The 17,513-nt window shown below is 48.8% G+C and carries 20 protein-coding genes; 2 read left to right on the forward strand and 18 right to left on the reverse strand.

Annotated features, from left to right (window positions below; all coding sequences use genetic code 11):
- Nucleotides 1-9: 9 nt before the first annotated feature.
- From BpJC4_RS12455 to BpJC4_RS12505, 15 genes are all read right to left on the reverse strand, one after another.
- Complete coding sequence (locus tag BpJC4_RS12455) at nt 10-792, reverse strand: enoyl-CoA hydratase (protein WP_151681275.1); 783 nt, start codon at nt 790-792, stop codon at nt 10-12.
- A complete protein-coding gene (locus BpJC4_RS12460) occupies nt 789-1,697 on the reverse strand; it encodes a hydroxymethylglutaryl-CoA lyase (protein ID WP_151681276.1) in 909 nt (302 codons plus the stop codon). Before BpJC4_RS12460 ends, BpJC4_RS12455 begins: the two co-directional genes overlap by 4 nt.
- 12 nt (nt 1,698-1,709) lie before the next feature.
- The gene (locus BpJC4_RS12465; protein ID WP_151681277.1) at nt 1,710-1,919 is read right to left on the reverse strand and encodes an acetyl-CoA carboxylase biotin carboxyl carrier protein subunit; all 210 of its coding nucleotides are present in this window, start codon (nt 1,917-1,919) and stop codon (nt 1,710-1,712) included.
- A 12-nt stretch (nt 1,920-1,931) separates the two neighbouring features.
- Entirely contained in the window at nt 1,932-3,269 is a 1,338-nt protein-coding gene (locus BpJC4_RS12470; protein WP_151681278.1) for an acetyl-CoA carboxylase biotin carboxylase subunit, read from the reverse strand.
- A 42-nt stretch (nt 3,270-3,311) separates the two neighbouring features.
- Complete coding sequence (locus tag BpJC4_RS12475; protein WP_151681279.1) at nt 3,312-4,454, reverse strand: acyl-CoA dehydrogenase family protein; 1,143 nt, start codon at nt 4,452-4,454, stop codon at nt 3,312-3,314.
- Nucleotides 4,455-4,691: 237 nt separating this feature from the next.
- On the reverse strand, nt 4,692-6,647 hold the full coding sequence (locus BpJC4_RS12480; protein WP_151681280.1) for an acetate--CoA ligase: 1,956 nt from the start codon (nt 6,645-6,647) through the stop codon (nt 4,692-4,694).
- A 19-nt stretch (nt 6,648-6,666) separates the two neighbouring features.
- Nucleotides 6,667-7,449, reverse strand: a complete 783-nt coding sequence (locus BpJC4_RS12485) for an enoyl-CoA hydratase/isomerase family protein (RefSeq protein ID WP_371862179.1) — start codon at nt 7,447-7,449, stop codon at nt 6,667-6,669.
- A gap of 14 nt (nt 7,450-7,463) precedes the next feature.
- Nucleotides 7,464-7,619, reverse strand: coding sequence for an AMP-binding enzyme (locus BpJC4_RS17140; protein WP_253693824.1), 156 nt, complete (start codon nt 7,617-7,619; stop codon nt 7,464-7,466).
- Nucleotides 7,561-7,770 (reverse strand): AMP-binding enzyme, encoded by a 210-nt coding sequence (locus BpJC4_RS16650; RefSeq protein WP_253718623.1) that lies wholly within the window; start codon nt 7,768-7,770, stop codon nt 7,561-7,563. Before BpJC4_RS16650 ends, BpJC4_RS17140 begins: the two co-directional genes overlap by 59 nt.
- Nucleotides 7,733-8,125, reverse strand: coding sequence for an AMP-binding protein (locus tag BpJC4_RS16655; RefSeq protein WP_371862308.1), 393 nt, complete (start codon nt 8,123-8,125; stop codon nt 7,733-7,735). Before BpJC4_RS16655 ends, BpJC4_RS16650 begins: the two co-directional genes overlap by 38 nt.
- Nucleotides 8,126-8,247: 122 nt before the next feature.
- Nucleotides 8,248-8,847 (reverse strand): AMP-binding protein, encoded by a 600-nt coding sequence (locus BpJC4_RS16660; RefSeq protein ID WP_253724319.1) that lies wholly within the window; start codon nt 8,845-8,847, stop codon nt 8,248-8,250.
- A complete protein-coding gene (locus tag BpJC4_RS16665) occupies nt 8,825-9,019 on the reverse strand; it encodes an AMP-binding protein (protein ID WP_253693831.1) in 195 nt (64 codons plus the stop codon). The genes BpJC4_RS16660 and BpJC4_RS16665 overlap by 23 nt, the downstream gene beginning before the upstream one ends.
- Before the next feature lie 346 nt (nt 9,020-9,365).
- Complete coding sequence (locus BpJC4_RS12495; protein ID WP_151681282.1) at nt 9,366-9,575, reverse strand: hypothetical protein; 210 nt, start codon at nt 9,573-9,575, stop codon at nt 9,366-9,368.
- Between the two features lie 34 nt (nt 9,576-9,609).
- The gene (locus tag BpJC4_RS12500; RefSeq protein ID WP_151681283.1) at nt 9,610-9,984 is read right to left on the reverse strand and encodes a hypothetical protein; all 375 of its coding nucleotides are present in this window, start codon (nt 9,982-9,984) and stop codon (nt 9,610-9,612) included.
- 228 nt (nt 9,985-10,212) lie between these two features.
- Nucleotides 10,213-11,424: an ornithine--oxo-acid transaminase gene (locus BpJC4_RS12505; RefSeq protein ID WP_151681284.1), complete on the reverse strand. Its 1,212-nt coding sequence runs from the start codon at nt 11,422-11,424 to the stop codon at nt 10,213-10,215.
- Nucleotides 11,425-11,591: 167 nt separating this feature from the next.
- Here BpJC4_RS12505 and BpJC4_RS12510 point away from each other — a divergent pair, with 167 nt between their 5' ends.
- Entirely contained in the window at nt 11,592-12,947 is a 1,356-nt protein-coding gene (locus BpJC4_RS12510; RefSeq protein ID WP_151681285.1) for a sigma-54 interaction domain-containing protein, read from the forward strand.
- Nucleotides 12,948-13,150: 203 nt separating this feature from the next.
- Nucleotides 13,151-14,629, forward strand: a complete 1,479-nt coding sequence (locus BpJC4_RS12515; RefSeq protein ID WP_151697979.1) for an amino acid permease — start codon at nt 13,151-13,153, stop codon at nt 14,627-14,629.
- A gap of 204 nt (nt 14,630-14,833) precedes the next feature.
- Here BpJC4_RS12515 and BpJC4_RS12520 read toward each other — a convergent pair whose 3' ends face one another.
- The 3 genes from BpJC4_RS12520 to BpJC4_RS12530 are packed head-to-tail and all read right to left on the reverse strand — an operon-like array spanning nt 14,834 to nt 17,450.
- On the reverse strand, nt 14,834-15,490 hold the full coding sequence (locus tag BpJC4_RS12520) for a TetR/AcrR family transcriptional regulator (protein WP_151681287.1): 657 nt from the start codon (nt 15,488-15,490) through the stop codon (nt 14,834-14,836).
- Between the two features lie 14 nt (nt 15,491-15,504).
- A complete protein-coding gene (locus tag BpJC4_RS12525; RefSeq protein WP_151697980.1) occupies nt 15,505-16,728 on the reverse strand; it encodes an ABC transporter permease in 1,224 nt (407 codons plus the stop codon).
- Complete coding sequence (locus BpJC4_RS12530; RefSeq protein ID WP_151681289.1) at nt 16,725-17,450, reverse strand: ABC transporter ATP-binding protein; 726 nt, start codon at nt 17,448-17,450, stop codon at nt 16,725-16,727. The genes BpJC4_RS12525 and BpJC4_RS12530 overlap by 4 nt, the downstream gene beginning before the upstream one ends.
- Nucleotides 17,451-17,513 lie beyond the last annotated feature (63 nt).

The raw sequence follows: 17,513 nt of genomic DNA on the forward strand, positions 1-17,513 counted from the left end.
TCCATTGCATTACCTCCCTTTGTACACCGGCGCGCGCATTTCCGCGAATGCACGCAACCCTTCGAGCCGGTCTTCTGTCGGAATCAGCGCGCTGTAGGCGAGTTCCTCTATTTTTAAGCCTGTTTCAAGATTCGTCTCGGCACCCCGGTTGATCGCCGTTTTTGCCTGCACGAGCGCGAGCGGCCCGTTCTTTACCATCGCGCCGGCCAGTTCACACGCTTTTTCCATCACTTGCTCGCGCGGCACGGCGTATTCAAGCAGGCCGATCGCTTCCGCTTCTTCCGCGGAAACCCGCCGGGCCGTGTAAATCAATTCCTTCGCCTTCCCCATGCCGACGAGCCGCGGCAGCCGCTGTGTACCGCCCGCCCCCGGTATAATGGCAAGCGAAGTTTCGGTCAACCCGTATTTTGCTTCAAGGGCGCCGATGCGGAGATCGCAAGCCAGCGCTAATTCAAGCCCACCACCAAATGTCGAACCGTTTAAAGCGGCAATGACCGGCTGCGGCAGCCCGGCCACTTCATTAACCACTTTGCCGATCTGCCGGACTGCCTGTAAAACTTCTTCCTCTTTCATTCCTCTCCGCTCTTTTAAATCGGCGCCCGCACAAAAAACTTTTTCTCCAGAGCCGGTCAGGATCACAACGCGGATGCTCCGGTCTTTCTTCAAGTTCTCCAATACCTCATCCAAATCAAAAAGCATCTCTTTCGACAATGCATTTGCGGCCTGCGGGCGGTTCAGCGTAATGACCGCAAGCCCGCCCGCGCGTTTTTCCAATAAAACGGTTCCTGTCATGCTCCTCCCTCCGAACGATAAATTTCCATCTGCTTACTTTTGAGCGGCTTGCCGAGAACGCCTTCGATCTGTTTCGCCGCCTCGAGCGTTTTATGAAAATCGATGCCGGTTTTGATCCCCATTTGATGAAACAAATACAGCAGATCTTCAGTCGCGGCATTGCCGGATGCCCCTTTCGCATACGGGCAGCCGCCGAGCCCGCCGGCCGCGCTGTCAAAAACGGTGATCCCCATTTCAAGCGATTTTACGACATTGGCGAGGGCCGTTCCCCTCGTATCATGGAAATGCATCGCAAGTTTCCCTGCATCAAAATGCGGGAGCAATTCGTCGAGCAGCCGATCAACGTCGGCCGGCACGCTGGCACCGATTGTATCCCCGAGCGATACTTCATCCACGCCCATTGCAAACAGCCGGTCCGCTACCTCCCTCACCTGCTTCGGTGAAACCGGTCCGGCATACGGACAGGCAATGACAGTCGAGATGTAGCCCCTCACCGTTTTTCCGGCTGATTTGGCTTCCTTCACAACTTTTTCCAAAACCGGATACGTCTCCGCGATCGATTTATTGATATTGCGAAGGTTATGGGCTTCGCTAGCCGAGAGAAAAACGCTCACTTCATCGACATCCGATTTTAGCGCGCGTTCGAGACCCCTCATGTTCGGAACGAGGGCGGCATATGTTACACCAGGCTTCCGTTTGATTTTTTCGAGCACCGTGCCGGCATCGGCCAGCTGGGGGATCCATTTCGGGTGCACGAAAGAACTCGCTTCGATATAAGTAAGGCCCGTTTCCGACAGCGAATTGATCCACGCAATCTTATCTTCTGTCGCCACCACCGTTTTTTCGTTTTGCAGCCCGTCGCGCGGACCGACTTCTTTGACGATCACTTTTTCAGGCAGTTTCACAACCCCACCCCCTTACGCCAATTCGACCAATACATCGGAGTCGTTGACAAAATCCCCTTCCTGTACATGGACTTTCACAACTGTCCCGTCTTCTTCCGCCGCAATCGGGATTTCCATTTTCATCGACTCCAGGATGACAACATCGTCCCCTTCCTTCACTTGGTCGCCTTCTTTAACGAGCACTTTCCAGATACTTCCAGCCATGCTTGCGGTGATTTCCATATGGTTCTCCTCCTAATTTAAAAAATCGTCCACAAAATGGGTTGTTGTATATCCTTTTAAAAACTGTTCATGACTGACCGTTTCAATCAGCATCGGGATATTTGTTTTGATTCCTTCAATTTGATAGTTTTCAAGCGCGGACCTGATCCTTTCGCATGCTTCTTTTCGCGTCCTGCCCCAGGCGATAAGTTTTGCAATCATCGGGTCGTAAAATGGGGGTACCTCTGAACCCGCTTCAACGGCGCATTCGTTTCGAATCTCGTCCCCTTCCGGCAGCCGCAAAGCGGTAATTTTTCCGGGCGATGGAAAAAACGATTCCGGATCTTCGGCATAGATGCGCACTTCAATCGCGTGCCCGTTTCGCTTAAGCATTTCCCTCGTGATGCCCAGGCGCGCGCCGGAAGCTATCTTCAGCTGTTCCTCCACAATGTCCAGCCCTGTAATTTCTTCCGTCACCGGATGCTCGACCTGCAGCCGCGTATTCATTTCAAGAAAATAAAAGTTTTGATCCCGATCGACGATAAATTCAATCGTTCCGACGTTCGTATAGCCGATATGTTTTGCCGCCTGCACCGCTGCTTCGAGCATTTTTTGCCGGGTTGCTTCACTGATAAAAGGCGATGGTGCTTCTTCGACGACTTTCTGGTGCCGGCGCTGGATCGAACATTCCCGTTCCCAAAGCGGCACGATATTTTCGTACTGGTCTGCTAAAATTTGAACTTCTATATGGTGCGGCTCTTCAATATATTTTTCAATAAACATCGTGCCGTCCCCGAAAAACATTTCCGCCCGCTTTTTGTTGCCGGCAAAAGCTTTTCGCAGTTCGGCTTCCGACCGGACGAACTCCATGCCGATCCCGCCCCCGCCCGCGGAAGCTTTTAACATCACCGGATAGCCGATTCCTTGTGCTGCCTGCACCGCCGCTTCTTCATCTGCAAGCGGGGCATCAACGCCTTCTATGATCGGAACGCCGGCTGCTTTCATCGTCCGGCGCGCTTCAATTTTGCTGCCCATTGCCGCGACAATTTCAGGGGGAGGGCCGATAAAAACAAGTCCTGCTTCAATGCATTTTTTTGCAAAGGCCGCATTCTCCGATAAAAGCCCGTAACCGGGGTGGACCGCTTCCGCCCCGCTCTCTTTTGCCGCTTGTATGATCGCATCGGCGTTTAAATAGCTTTGGTTGACAGGCGGCTTGCCGATGCAGTACGCTTCATCCGCCTCGCGCACAAACAGAGACCCTGCGTCCGCTTCCGAGTAAACTGCAACAGATTGGACACCGAGCTTTTTGCAGGTACGGATCACACGCCGCGCAATCTCACCCCGATTGGCAATGAGGATTTTTTTGAACAATTGGCACCGCTCCTTTCCTGGTTATTCATTTTTCCTATCAATCTAGCATCCAAGTTGGCGCGCAATCACAAGCCGCTGAATTTCGGATGTACCTTCGCCGATTTCCATCAACTTGATGTCACGGAGGTGGCGCTCAACATCATATTCGCGCATATACCCGGACCCACCGTGGATCTGGATCGCCTGGTTGCAGGCGCGAAATCCCATTTCGGACGCAAAAAGTTTTGCGTAGGCGGCTTCTTTGCTGAACGGTTTTCCCTGGTCTTTCAACCATGCCGCCTTATACACGGCATTGCGGGCAAGCTCGATTTCCATCGCCATATCGGCAAGCTTAAACTGAATTGCCTGGAATTTTGAAATCGCCTGCCCGAACTGCTTCCGTACTTTTGCGTACTGGAACGCTTTTTCAAACGCAGCCTGGGCGATGCCGACCGATAAGGCCGCGATCGAAATGCGCCCACCGTCCAGCGTATACAAAAACTGGCTGAAGCCTTTTTTCTCATCGCCGAGTAAGTTTTCCACCGGGACGCGGACGTTTTCAAACACGATCTGGCATGTATTCGACCCGCGTACGCCCATTTTGTCGTACGGGCTTGTAATCGTGACGCCCGGGGCATCGGTCGGCACGATGATCGCGGAGATGATATTGCGGCCGTTTTCTCTTGTTCCGGTCACGGCCGTCACAATCACCTGACGGGCATACTGGGCGTTTGTAATCCAGCATTTTTCCCCGTTGATCACCCATTCATCGCCGTTGAGTATCGCTTTTGTCCGTGTGCCGCCCGCATCCGACCCGGCATTCGGTTCCGTCAGCCCGAAAGCGCCGAGCGTTTCGCCTTTTGCCATCGGGACGAGCCACTTTTGCTTCTGTTCTTCAGTGCCGAAATAATAAATCGGGCTTGCGCCGAGGCTGATGTTCGCGGCATAACTGAGTCCCGTACCGCCGCATGCCTTTCCGATTTCTTCAACAGCGATGCAATATGAAATCGTGTCCCCTCCCGCGCCGCCGTATTTTTCCGGAAAAGGGATGCCGAGAAGCCCGAGTTTTCCGAGCTTATCAAATGTTTCGATCCGCATTTTTCCAGTTTCATCCACTTCCCGTGCATACGGCTTGATCTCTTTCTCGGCAAAATTCCGAACCATTTCCTGCAGCATTTTCTGTTCTTTGGACAGTTCGAAATCCATGTTTCTCCTCCTTAGAAAAGGATTTGCGATACATTAATTTCAAATTAATAAAGGGGCATCTCCTCTTTTGTTTTGCTGATTTCTCATACCTTTCCGCCGATTTTTTTAGCATTTCCACCGATTTCTTGGAGATGCTCGCCGTTTTTTCAACGTTTTCGCTGATTTTGTAAAATCAGATGTCGTTCACTCATACGTGGCACAAATTTGATTTATGTTCCGCTCCGCCGCTGCAAATGTTTATTTTTTCAAACCTTGCTCCGCCACCAGTTTTTCAATCCGCTCGACTGTTGCCGGATCCTCAAGGCCGGTCATGTCGCCCACCGCAGCCCCTTTCACAACAATTTCTTTTAACAGGCGGCGCATGATTTTTCCGCTTACCGTCTTGGGCAAAGTGTCCGTAAACAAGATTGCTTTCGGCTCGGCAATTTTTCCGATTTGCTCGACAATGCAAGCCTTGATCGCTCCCCTTAGTTCATCGCTGTCTTCCATGCCGTCGCTCAGGCGCACAAAGCAGACCGGCACTTCACCCTTGATTTCATCGGGAATACCGATGACAGCGGCTTCAGAAACCCCCGGGACTTCGAGCACTGCGCTTTCCATTTCCATCGTGCTCAGGCGATGGCCAGCGACATTGAAAGCATCATCTGACCTACCGGTGACCCAAACATAGCCGTCTTCATCGATCATCGCGAGGTCACTCGCATAATAGCATCCTTCCACCTGACTGAAATAGGAACTCAAGTAGCGCTCCGGCTCTTTCCAAAGCGTCCGGCACAGCATCGGAAAAGGCTTTTTAATGACGAGGTTCCCAAGACTCCCCGGCGGCACCGGTTTCCCTTCCTGATCCACCACATCAACCGCTGCGCCTAAAAACGGCCTGCCCGCTGATCCCGGTTTCATCGGCGTCAGCCACGCGGCACCGGCAAGCGGCGATCCGGCTGTTTCCGTCTGCCCCCAAGTATTATTTACACAAATCTTTTTCTTCCCGAGCACTTCATACGTCCACTGCCATGTTTCGGCATCAAACGGCTCACCGACAAGTGAAACAACATCCAGACAGGATAGATCATATTTTTCAAGCGACTTTTCGCCCATGCTTTTTAACATTCTCAGCGCGGTCGGTGCGGTGAATAGTTTATTGACCCGGTACTTTTCAATGATCTTGTAAAACCTGTCTTTTTCCGGGTAATCAATTGCCCCTTCGTAAATGACCGTTGTCACACCATTTGCGAGCGTGCCGGCAATGCCCCAAATATGCATCGTCAACCAGCCGATATCTGCCGAGCACCAAAGGACATCGTCATCATGGTGGTCCATATGGTATTTTGCATAAATGTAGTTTTGCACGACAAACGCCATCCCGGAGTGGACAACGCCTTTTGGTTTTCCGGTTGTGCCGCTCGTATAAAACACAATTCCGTACTCGTTCGCTTCCAGCCTTTCCGGTTCGCAAACGATACCTGCTTTCTTCGTTTCCTCATGCCACCAATAGTCGCGTCCTGCCTGCATCTCCACATCAAGCCCGAGCCGGTTCACGACCACGACCGCCTCAATGGATGAAATATCCGGGATAACATGGTCGACTTTTTCCTTTAAATAAATCTTTTTCCCCCTTCGCTCAGTCGCGTCCGCGGTGACAATGACTTTTGGTTCAAAATTGATGAGCCGGTCTTTCAGCGATTTTTCCGAATAACCGGAAAAAATTGTGTTGTACACTGCACCGATCCGGAAGCAGGCAAGAACGGCAATGACCGCTTCCGCCAAATTCGGGAGAAAAATTGCCACGCAGTCGCCTTTTTTCACGCCAAATGAGCGCAACACATTGGCAAACCGGTTCACTTCGGCGAGCAGCATGCTGTACGTGTAAAAATTCGAATCGCCGTTTTCCCCTTCCCAAATTAGCGCTGTCCGGTTGCCGGCCCCTTTTTCAATATGGCGGTCAAGCAAATTCACACACGGATTGCTAATGCCGCCTTCAAAAAAGCGGAACCCGGGCAGGCTGCCGGTCATCGTTTTTTTCCACGGCTCATACCAAACAAGTTTTCGGGCAACGCGACCCCAAAACTCGGCGGGATCCGCCTGGGACAGCCGAAGCAGTTCCTGGAACGCTTCGCTGCTTCCGGTATCCGTTGACCGCACTTTTTCTTCACTTGGATAAACAAGTTTGCTTTTGGCAATGCCGCTTTGGTCCATAGGCATGCTCCTTTCCTAATTATTGGTCCAGAAAACGCGGATTCCGTTTTTCGATAAATGCCTGCAACCCTTCACGCACGTTTTTTGTCTCAAAAACTTTCCCAAAATATTCGGCTTCCGTGACTAGACCTTCATCCATCGTTTGTTCATATCCCTCTTCCACGGCTCGCTTGGCATACATTAAAATCGGGAACGAGAACTTGCAAATCTCCCGCGCCAGTTCGAGTGCTTTTTCAAGCGATTTTCCTTTCGGCACAACATGATTCACCATGCCGATTTCTTTCGCTTCTGCGGCTATTAAAGGCTTGCCGGTAAAAATCATTTCTTTTGCTTTCGCTTTGCCGATAAGCCACGGCAGCCTTTGCATCCCACCTGAACCCGGAATGATGCCGAGCGTCACTTCGGACAGCCCGAGCTTCACCTGCTCCTCCGCGATCAAAATGTCGCAGCATAAAGCCAGTTCCAGCCCACCCCCGAGCGCTGGCCCGTTGATCGCGGCGATGGTCGGAACAGAAAACGTTTCAATTTTCCGGAGCGGCGCCTGCAGCCAGCGCGATTTTTCCTTGGCGTAATCTGCTCCTTTTCCGATCCACTCTGGAAATTCTTTGATGTTCCCGCCCGCCATGAACGCCCGCACACCGGCTCCGGTGACGATCACCACTTTCACATCCGGATCATTTTTTACTTCGTCCGCAGTTTGGCTTAACGCTTCGACAACCGCCTTGCTGTATATATTGACAGGCGGATTGTCGATCGTGATCATGGCAATTTGGCCTTGTTTTTCCAAGGAGACAACTGGCAAATGGATTCCTCCTTTCATCCCGCGCCGAACTGTTCACGAAGTTTAAATTTCTGCACTTTACCGGACGGCGTGCGCGGAATTTCATCGGCAAAAATCACTTTGCGCGTTTTTTTATAGCTGGAAAGATACTGTCTGCAATATTCGACCACTTCTTCCTCTGTCAGCTGCATACTCTCTTTTTTTCACAATGACAGCGCAAACCGCTTCAATATATTTCGGTTCAGGGATGCCGATTACGGCTACTTCTTTAACTGCCTCATGCCGGTAAAGGACATCTTCAATTTCAGTTGCATAAATATTCCCGCCTCCGCTTCGGATCATATCTTTCTTTCTGCCAGCGACGGTTAAATACCCTTGCGCATCGACACCCCCCAGATCCCCCGTTTTGCACCAGCCGTCTGTCTGTAAAAGTTTCCATTGTTGCTTCAGGCTTTTTCCAATACCCTTCCGAAACAGCCGGGCTTTTGATGAGGATTTCTCCAACTTTACCTGCAGGAAGGGGGCTTCCATCTTCATCAACAATTTGAATCACCGTCAGCGGCATCGGCTTTCCAACCGTTCCGCCTTTTTTACCGGCATCTTGCGGGTCCAATGAAGCGGCAATCGGCTGCCCCTCGGTAAGGCCGTATACCTGGACGACACCGATATGTGGAAAAATTTCTTTGATTCGTTCCAGGGTTCACGGCATCAGAGGATCGCCGCCGGTATAAATCGTTTTCAAATCCTCCAGCCGGTATGTTTTCAGTTCAGACAGATGCAGCATTTCATAAATCATGAACGGAAACAAAAAACAGCGGGTCACTTTTTTTTTTCAAAGACGGAGAGAACTCTTTGAATCTCGAAGTTTTTGCTTTTTGTAATAATCACTGTGCCACCCCTCATGAGAACCGGAAGGGCAACGTCTTCCATCGCACCAACATGATAGAGCGGGCCCGTCGTCATGGCTGTTTCTTTTCCGGAAAAATTCCACTTTAAAACCTGGATGGCCGAAAACCAGAAAGTCGTGTTATGCGTCCAAATTGCACCCTTTGGCCGCCCGGTCGTACCGGATGTATACATCATCATGACAGGATCATTTAAATAAATGGATGCCACGCCCGGTTCGTCCTGCGACCCTTCCCCGAGTATGCTGAACGGTGCAGCCCAGTCCGGCACTTCTGTTTTTTCATCCGCGAGGCAGAAGTAATGTTCAACCGGAATTTCTTTTCTAACCTGGGCGATACGTTCAGCCAGCCCGGCATGAAAACATAAAATTTTTGTTTCGAAATCGTTTAATGCGTAGGCCAGTTCGGTGCTGGACAGGCGGAAATTCAACCGGACTGCGATCGCTCCGATTTTTGCTGCCGCAAAATAAAGGCCGAAATATTCAAGGCAGTTAATAGAGCAGGATCCCGACACGGTCCCCTTTCCGGACGCCGAGGCGGATCAGCTGGTTGGCGTAAGCATTTGAGATGCTGTGCAGTTTTCGAAATGTCCATGCTCTCCCCGCTTCTTCCCTGATAGCAGTTTTTCCGGAAACGGCCGGGTTTGGATCATCTGCAATGTTCTTGATCATCCAGCCAACGTGCAACCATATTCCCCCTCCCCAAATCTTTGACGCCAAAGCAAAATTGAAAAATGCTTGGCAAGCGGTCAGTACGTTTTGGAAAAGGCCTGTTTTTTAGAACCCCCTCTTTTTCATTTTATGATTGGAAAAGGTGCTTTATGGCATAAAAATAGATCCGGGAATTCAGAAAATCGTTCTGAATTCCCGGATCTATTTTGGAACTTCAATTGGAGCTTTTCGTCCCATTCCGTCGACCTTGCATTCCAAAACCCGTATTTTTTATCCCTGAACACCGTTCGATACGGGAACAGAAACACCCAGCAGAGATACGGGCTTCCGCCGAAAGATCCTCACCTATTTTTTATACTCACTATTCAATATCCGGTTTCTGCTCTACTATACAAAGTTTTTTCCCATCTTCCATTTGTGCGAGATAAATATGTATCGGATTTTTTCCGGCTAAAATCAATGTTGGAGAAAAATTTTCAGCTTTCCGGTAAAAAGCCATGCCGCCAAAATAATCTTCAAAATAGTCAGCGAGAACCAATACGCCGTTAACATAAACTTTATCCTTATCCATTTCAAAATCTATATGCGGTACAGCAGGTATGATTTCATCGTTTACGTGGTTCTCCCAAGGCTGAGTTAATACCGCCGGCATGGCAGGTAAATTCTTCCGTTATCTCAGGTGCCCCATCAATGTTGAAATAAATTTTGTTGTTCCCGCTCTTTGCAAGCGCTAGAGGCATTCCCTTGTACAATACAATTTTATCCGGATAGGAAGCTGCATTAAAGAAATAAAACCCTTTCTCATCTTTTTCATTAAAACTAATCCGGTAAGAATCCAGCCACGCAAATATTTCAGGTAAATCGAAATGCTTTGGAAATAAATGCGGCACCTTGACTGTGTTTGCCTTGGATTCCAGTAACCAGACAAATATATCATCCAACCCGATTATATTGTTGAAAATCACGATATTTCCTTTCATAATGGTCCATTAAACAGTACTTATAATAAATCATCATACTCCCTTAAATGATCCTCATTGATTCTTTCCTTTACGACACAAATCGGCATTATTAATCATTTTTAATGTCCCATCTCCCTTAATATTTTTTATAATGGATTTTTCTAATAGGTCTACTATATAAAATTTTTACTAAATAGAAAAAGGCCACCCTTCTAATTTTGAGCAGCCTTACTAAAGTTGGAACCATCAATTTTTCTCTTCAAAAACCTTCCTGATCCGCTCGACCGCCCAGTCGAGTTCCTCTTCCGTAATTACTAGCGGCGGCGCGAAACGGATGACATTTTCATGCGTTTCTTTGCACAACAAACCTTCTTCTTTCAGCGCTTCACAGAACGGGCGTGCCGGTTCCGTTAGTTCAATGCCGATAAAAAGGCCGCGGCCGCGGATTTCTTTGACTGACGGATGTTTGATACCGCGGAGCTTTTCCAGCAGATCGTTTCCGAGTTTCAAAGAACGCTCCACCAGTTTTTCTTCTTCAATCACTTCAAGGCTTGCCAGCGAAACGGCGCAAGCAAGCGGATTGCCCCCGAATGTTGAACCGTGAGAACCCGGATTGAACACGCCCAAAATGTCTTTGTTTGCAGCAACGCATGAAATTGGCATGACACCGCCGCCAAGCGCTTTTCCGAGAATGAACACATCCGGTGTGACATCCTCCCATTCCACCGCAAACAACTTTCCGGTCCGGCCGAGGCCTGTTTGCACTTCATCGGCCATCAGCAGGACCCGATTTTCCCGGCAAATTTTCTCCGCCTCTTTCAAAAACCCTTGCGGTGGAATCCTGATGCCCGCTTCGCCTTGAATCGGCTCGACAAGGAATGCGGCCGTATTCGGGGTAATCGCTGCTCTTAAAGCTTCTACATCACCGTACGGAATAAGTTTGATGCCTCCAATCATCGGCCCAAAACCACGTTTATACTCTTCTTCCGACGATAGCGACACCGCGAGCAGCGTGCGGCCGTGGAAGTTGCCGGTGCAGGCGATGATTTCCGCCTTGTTGTCAGGCACACCTTTCACATCGTATGCCCAACGGCGTGCAGCTTTAACTGCCGTTTCAACCGCTTCCGCCCCGGTATTCATCGGCAGGACCATATCTTTTTTCGTCAATTGACAAACTTTTTCGTACCATTCGCCAAGCTTGTCGTTGTAAAAGGCACGCGAAGTCAGCGTCACACGATCCGCCTGGTCTTTGAGCGCCTGGATGATTTTTGGATGCCGGTGCCCCTGGTTCAGTGCCGAGTACGCACTCAGCATATCCATGTAGCGGCGGCCGTCGACATCTTTTACCCACACCCCTTCCGCTTCTGCAATGACGACCGGAAGCGGCTGGTAATTATGCGCGCCGTACTGTTCCGTTTTTTCAATGAGCTTTTTTGTATGATTCTCTACATGTTCCATTGTTCTTCCCCCTTCTTGCACAGTATTTCTCTATTCTTTTATACGCAAAATTCATGCCAATATGAAAAAGCGTTTAACTGCCTGTTTCTCCCCTGCTTATGTAAAAAATTTTGCATCCAGCCGCAAAATTTTTTAAACTTTTCATAAAGGAACGCGGAGGGTGAAAAATGAAAGATAAAGAGGCTTTTATGTTTGCGCTGTACGAAAAAATTATGAATCTTGTCGATGTCGGCATCCATGCGGTCGATGAAGAAGGCCGCACCATTATCTATAATCAAAAAATGCGGGAAATCGAAGCGATGGAAATCCGCGAAGTGCTGCACAAAAAATTGACAGACGTGTTCCAATTCCACGGCAGCGAAGAAAGCACGCTGCTTCAGGCACTCCAAAGTGGGAAAGATAGCCACCGCGTGAAGCAAACCTACTTTAACAACAAAGGCCGGGAAATTACATCCGTCAATCATACTTATCCGTTTCTTTACAATGGAAAAGTCAAGGGTGCCGTGGAGATCGCGCAGGACATTACGAAAATCGACCGACTCATCCGCCGGAACCATGAACCCAATACTGGCTATACATTTGGCCATATTATCGGAAAAAGCAAAGCCATTTTGGAAGTCATCGAGTTTTCGAAGCGCGCCGCCCGCACTTCCTCCTATGTGCTGATTATCGGCGAAACGGGGACAGGCAAAGAGCTGTTTGCGCAAAGCATCCACAATGAAAGCGAAAGAAGCCGCGGGCCGTTTATTACGCAAAACTGTGCCGCACTTCCTGATAATCTAATCGAAAGTATTTTATTCGGGACAAAAAAAGGTGCTTTTACAGGGGCTGTCGACCGCGCAGGGCTGTTCGAGCAGGCGGACGGGGGCACGCTTCTGTTAGATGAAATCAATGCGTTAAATATCCATCTGCAGGCAAAACTTTTACGGGTGCTGCAGGAGAAAAAAGTGAAACGGATCGGCGGGACAAAGGAAAAACCAGTCGAAGTGCGCGTCATTGCAACGATGAACGAAACGCCGTATGAAGCGATCACAAACCGGCACCTGCGCAAAGACTTGTATTACCGACTCGGCGTCGTGACGCTGTTTATACCGCCTCTAAGGGATAGGGTGGAAGATCTGCCGCTTCTTACGGACCATTTTATTCAGAAATACAATAACCTTTTTCAAATGAATGTAAAAGGCGTAAAACCGGAAGTGCTCACATTTTTCCGGTCATACCGCTGGCCGGGCAATATCCGGGAGCTAGAGCATATGATCGAAGCCGCGATGAATGTCATGTTTGAGGAGGAATGGATTGATTTTCACCACTTGCCAACGCAGTACCGGCACCAGAACGGGACACCTGATGCGAATTTTACACAGCCCCTTTTAAAAGACCGGCTACTTGAATTTGAGAAACATTGCATTATAGAAGCACTGGAGGCGAACGGCTCTAATATTTCGAAGGCGGCGGAACAGCTGGGGCTGAGCCGGCAAAGCCTGCAATACCGGATGAAACGGCTTGGGATTAAACCTTTCTGAATTTTTCCAGTCCCGGACCTGCAAAATTTTTTTGCATTTTACCAGGTGCTGTTTTCCGGGAAAAACAGTACCTTTATTTAAAATATCTGTTTGGCATGAAAATTGCAAAAATCCCGATGCGAGTATACTCTATTATTGGTAGAAAATACTTCAATTCTTTTGTAAGCGTTTTATAAATATGGACGAAGGGAGCGAAGGGGACAATGGATTTGGAGAAGCAAGAAATTCATTTTCCAAAGCCGCATCAAAGAACGCTGCGCAAGGGACTAAAAGCACGCCATTTAACAATGATTTCGATTGGGGGTGCGATCGGAACCGGCCTTTTCCTCGGGAGCGGGGCGGCGATCCACTTGGCCGGCCCGGGCGGTGCACTGCTGGCGTATGTTTTGGTCGGCACCATGGTGTATTTTGTGATGACAAGCTTGGGTGAAATGTCCGCCTATATGCCGACAAGCGGCGCATTCAGCACGTACGGGACAAAATTCGTCGATCCGGCTTTCGGCTTTGCACTCGGCTGGACGTACTGGTTTAACTGGGCAATGACGATCGCGGCGGAGTTAACGGCTTCGATTATGATCATGAAATTTTGGTTCCCGCACAGCCCATCGCTGTTGTGGAGCATGACCTTTTTTGTGCTGATTTTTATGCTCAATTATTTGTCTGTCAGGGGTTATGGTGAAGGAGAATACTGGTTTTCATTTATAAAAGTCGCTGCAATTATTCTTTTTATTGTGGTCGGGTTATTGATGATTTTTGGCATCATGGGCGGGGAAGCAGTCGGCCTGAAAAACCTCACGGTGGAAAAAGCACCGTTTCCGGGAGGATTTCTCGGCACCTTTCTCGTATTCATCGCTGCCGGTTTTTCGTTTCAGGGTACTGAAATTGTCGGCGTGGCCGCGGGTGAAAGCGAAGATCCGGCCAAAAACGTTCCGAAAGCCATCAAAAGCGTTTTCTGGAGAATTCTTTTATTCTATGTGCTCGCAATCTTGGTGATCGGGCTGCTTGTTCCGTATACAAACGAAAACCTGCAAAGCGAAAACGTCATGGTCAGCCCATTCACGCTTGTTTTTAAAAAAGCCGGGCTTTCGTTTGCGGCATCGCTCATGAACGCTGTTATTTTGGCAGCTGTATTGTCGGCCGGCAATTCAAGTCTGTATGCCTCGACCCGGATGCTGTACGCGATGGCGAAAGAAGGCCAGGCCCCGCGCATTTTTGCAAAGCTAGACAAGCGGGGCGTCCCGGTGCCGGCCATGGTTTTAACGGCTGTTGTCGGCATGCTTGCGTTCTTTTCTTCGATTTTCGGCGACGGCATCGTGTACGTCTGGCTCATGAATTCCATCGGCATCACCGGCTTTATTTTCTGGCTTGGCATCTCCGTCAGCCATTACCGGTTCCGTAAAGCTTTTCTTGCACAGGGGCACTCGCTGGATGAGCTCCCATACAGGGCGAAATGGTATCCGTTCGGGCCGATATTTGCCATCGCCGTCTGCCTGATCGTCACGCTCGCCCAGGATTACCAGGCATTTCTTGCCACACATATCGACTGGGGAAATGTCATCGCCGCCTACCTTGGCATCCCTTTTTTCCTCGCCCTATGGCTTGGGTATAAAATTGTAAGAAAAACAAAAGTCGTTCCACTCGAAGAACATCATTTTAATATGATTGCCGATCCGAATGATTGAATGTTTGGAAAAAAACCGGAGAGATGAAGTATCCCCCTAAGCTGGTTTTTAGTCCAACTTAGGGAGGACACTTCAAGGCCCGGGTTTTTTAATAGGTAATTGCCAAGCTTTCTTAAAATCACTGTTGCAAAAAAGAGATTCCTAACTTTTATTAAAACCATTCGATCTCTCTTGCTCCGCTAATAGTTCTGAGCACCAGATACACTATTCCCGCTTTCTCACACCGTCCATCACAAACCGCACGATAGTTTCAATTTCCGCTTCTTCATCCGCCGTTCCGTTCAGCATCAGGACAAATTTGGAAACAAACAATCCGGCAATACAGGTAACGACCAGCTTTGCAATGTCCTCAGCTGGTCGGGAAACCAGTTCCCCCCGTTCCTGGAAAACGCGGATCACCTGTATCAGCCGGCCCCCTATATTTTCCACAAAATAAGGAAGAAGCTCGTTCCGGATTTCTTCATTATATAAAAACTCTTTCACCACAATTTGAAAAATTTCTTTGTTTTCCTTTACAAAGTTTAACCGGTCCCGGACCAGTTCCCGCAAAAAATCCTCAAAAAAGAAAACATCATGCGACATTAACTCTGTAAAAAGCTCCTCTGCCATCGAAGGAATCGACGCTTTCAAAAAAGGAACAATCACGGCCACCAGTAAATTGTCTTTTGTGCCGAAATGCCGGAAAATCGTGCCTTCCGCAACGCCGGCCGCTTTTGCGATTTCACTTGTCGGCGTATTGGAGTACCCTTTCTCCGCAAACAAAGCAACCGCTGTCTCCATAATTTTTTGCTTTTTATCCGTCAGCTTTAGAGCCGGTTTCGCTTGTGCTTTCATCGCTTCCAACAAATTGTATTTCGACAATGCCGTCCACCCCCTTACAACGCGCGGTACCGCCTTAAAGCGAGTATATTAAGAATGATAAAAATAACCGCAAAAACAGCCAAAGCAAGCAGGTCTTTCCAAACATCGCCGAGGCCCAATCCCTCATACATCACGCGTTTCAAAGCATCGGCGCCGTAATAAATAGGCATCACTTTCGCCAGTTCCTGCAGCCAATCAGCCATCCCCTTTAAAGGAATGATGCCCGAGAAAAAGACTTGCGGAACAACAACGATCGGGATAAACTGCATCATTTGAAACTCGGATGCCGCGAAAGACGATAACAATATACCAAGGGAGAGCGCGACCAATGCAAGCATTAAATTAATCAGCACGACATGCCAAAGCGATCCGGCGAGCACCATATCCAAAACATTCACCGAATACAACACGACAATGACCGTTTGAATGATGGCAAAAATCCCAAAACCGGCCAAATATGCCATGACGATCTCACCCCGTTTCACCGGCGTTGCCATCAAGCGGTTAAGGGTTCCTGATGTCCGCTCTTTCAAAAGCCCGATACCCGAGATTAAAAAGACAAAGAAGAATACAAAGAAACCGACAAGGATCGGGCTCAACACATCAAAAAACACGGTATCGCTGCTGCCGTATACATATTTTGTCGAAACATTCGGTTTAGCCATCTTCACTTTTACCGGTGCTGGCAAATTTTGTTTCGTTTTTTGCACCTGTTCTTCTAATTGCTGCACTTTTACAATGGCCGGCGACTGCGCGGGAGTTTGTTTCATTAAAATCTGTTGTGCCTGATTTTGCAGGGCAATGATTTTCTGCGCGCCTTGTATCGTTTGCGCCTCCGCTTTGATTTGTTTTGCCAGTTGCTGCTGCGTTCCCGCCGCGATTGCCTGTTTTACTTTCATCTGCAGCGATTTCGCGGAAGTCGGGTCGCTGTTTTGCAAAGTGAGGATGTACGCTCCATCTTTTTTCTGAAGCAAGCCGTCCAGACTGTAGCCAAGCACCGTTTTTTCCGGATGTTTTACAGTACTATAGTGTTTGACGTTAATATCCGCTTTATCCAGCACCTTCACAAGGCTTTTGTCCACATGGCTGACGCCAAGTTTCGGGTCGGTCGTATTGCCGCTAAAGAAAAAATACATGAGCGTCAAAATCAAAAGCGGCGCGACAAACAACAAGGCGAGCGTCCGCTTATCGCGCAGCATTTCAAGCAAAATCCTTTTGATCAAAGCAGCCGTCCTCATTTCGTTTCCCTCCCCGCTTTCAGGAATACTTCATTTAAATCTTCCGCATTGTACATCTCTTTTAAAGCTTGCGGCGAGCCGCCCGCCAAAATTTTCCCTTCCCGGATCATCGCAACCGTGTCGCATTTTTCCGCCTCATCCATGACATGCGTCGTAACAATGATCGTTTTGCCTTCTTCATTTTTTAGCCTGAGCAATTCATTCCAGATGCTGAACCTCAGTTCCGGGTCAATACCGACGGTCGGTTCATCCAAAATGAGGATTTCCGGGTCCTGGATAAGCGCGATCGCCAGCGACAGCCGCCGTTTCATCCCGCCGGAATAAGCAGATACTTTTTTATTCAGGTCATCCTGCAAATTCACAAGCCCCGCCGCATATGCGATCCGTTCATTCCGTTCCGCATTTCCCATTTTATAAAGCGATGCGAAAAATTTCAGATTTTCTTTCCCGGTCAGCTGCATATACAGCGCATCCGACTGCGCCATATAGCCGATTTTCTGCAGTATGCCGAGATCCGGCATTTTTTGGCCGAGCACATGAATCTCTCCGGAATCCGGTTTTTCCATGCCGACAATCATGTTCACCAGTGTCGTCTTCCCAGCCCCAGAAGGACCAATAAAACCGTAGATCCGGCCTTTCTCAATCCTCAAATCAATATCGTTTAAAACTGGTTTTTTCCCGAAACTTTTGCTTACCTGTTCAATGGAGATCGTCGTTTCCATCACCAAAACCTCCTGAAGATAATGAGTAATGACTCACTTATTATCTTGCCACTTCAGCCACTA

Origin of the sequence: Weizmannia acidilactici, assembly GCF_008974185.1 — a bacterium.
In the GTDB taxonomy this organism is placed as follows: Bacteria; Bacillota; Bacilli; order Bacillales; family Bacillaceae_C; genus Weizmannia; species Weizmannia acidilactici.

Excerpts from the sequence above, each read along its gene's own strand:
- BpJC4_RS12455 (WP_151681275.1), bottom strand. The coding sequence starts at position 792 with ATGACAGGAACCGTTTTATTGGAAAAACGCGCGGGCGGGCTTGCGGTC.
- BpJC4_RS12465 (WP_151681277.1), bottom strand. The coding sequence starts at position 1,919 with ATGGAAATCACCGCAAGCATGGCTGGAAGTATCTGGAAAGTGCTCGTT.
- BpJC4_RS12475 (WP_151681279.1), bottom strand. The coding sequence starts at position 4,454 with ATGGATTTCGAACTGTCCAAAGAACAGAAAATGCTGCAGGAAATGGTT.
- BpJC4_RS12480 (WP_151681280.1), bottom strand. The coding sequence starts at position 6,647 with ATGGACCAAAGCGGCATTGCCAAAAGCAAACTTGTTTATCCAAGTGAA.
- BpJC4_RS17140 (WP_253693824.1), bottom strand. The coding sequence starts at position 7,619 with ATGCAGCTGACAGAGGAAGAAGTGGTCGAATATTGCAGACAGTATCTT.
- BpJC4_RS16650 (WP_253718623.1), bottom strand. The coding sequence starts at position 7,770 with ATGATCCGAAGCGGAGGCGGGAATATTTATGCAACTGAAATTGAAGAT.
- BpJC4_RS12495 (WP_151681282.1), bottom strand. The coding sequence starts at position 9,575 with ATGGATAAGGATAAAGTTTATGTTAACGGCGTATTGGTTCTCGCTGAC.
- BpJC4_RS12500 (WP_151681283.1), bottom strand. The coding sequence starts at position 9,984 with ATGAAAGGAAATATCGTGATTTTCAACAATATAATCGGGTTGGATGAT.
- BpJC4_RS12505 (WP_151681284.1), bottom strand. The coding sequence starts at position 11,424 with ATGGAACATGTAGAGAATCATACAAAAAAGCTCATTGAAAAAACGGAA.
- BpJC4_RS12510 (WP_151681285.1), top strand. The coding sequence starts at position 11,592 with ATGAAAGATAAAGAGGCTTTTATGTTTGCGCTGTACGAAAAAATTATG.
- BpJC4_RS12515 (WP_151697979.1), top strand. The coding sequence starts at position 13,151 with ATGGATTTGGAGAAGCAAGAAATTCATTTTCCAAAGCCGCATCAAAGA.
- BpJC4_RS12525 (WP_151697980.1), bottom strand. The coding sequence starts at position 16,728 with ATGAGGACGGCTGCTTTGATCAAAAGGATTTTGCTTGAAATGCTGCGC.
- BpJC4_RS12530 (WP_151681289.1), bottom strand. The coding sequence starts at position 17,450 with ATGGAAACGACGATCTCCATTGAACAGGTAAGCAAAAGTTTCGGGAAA.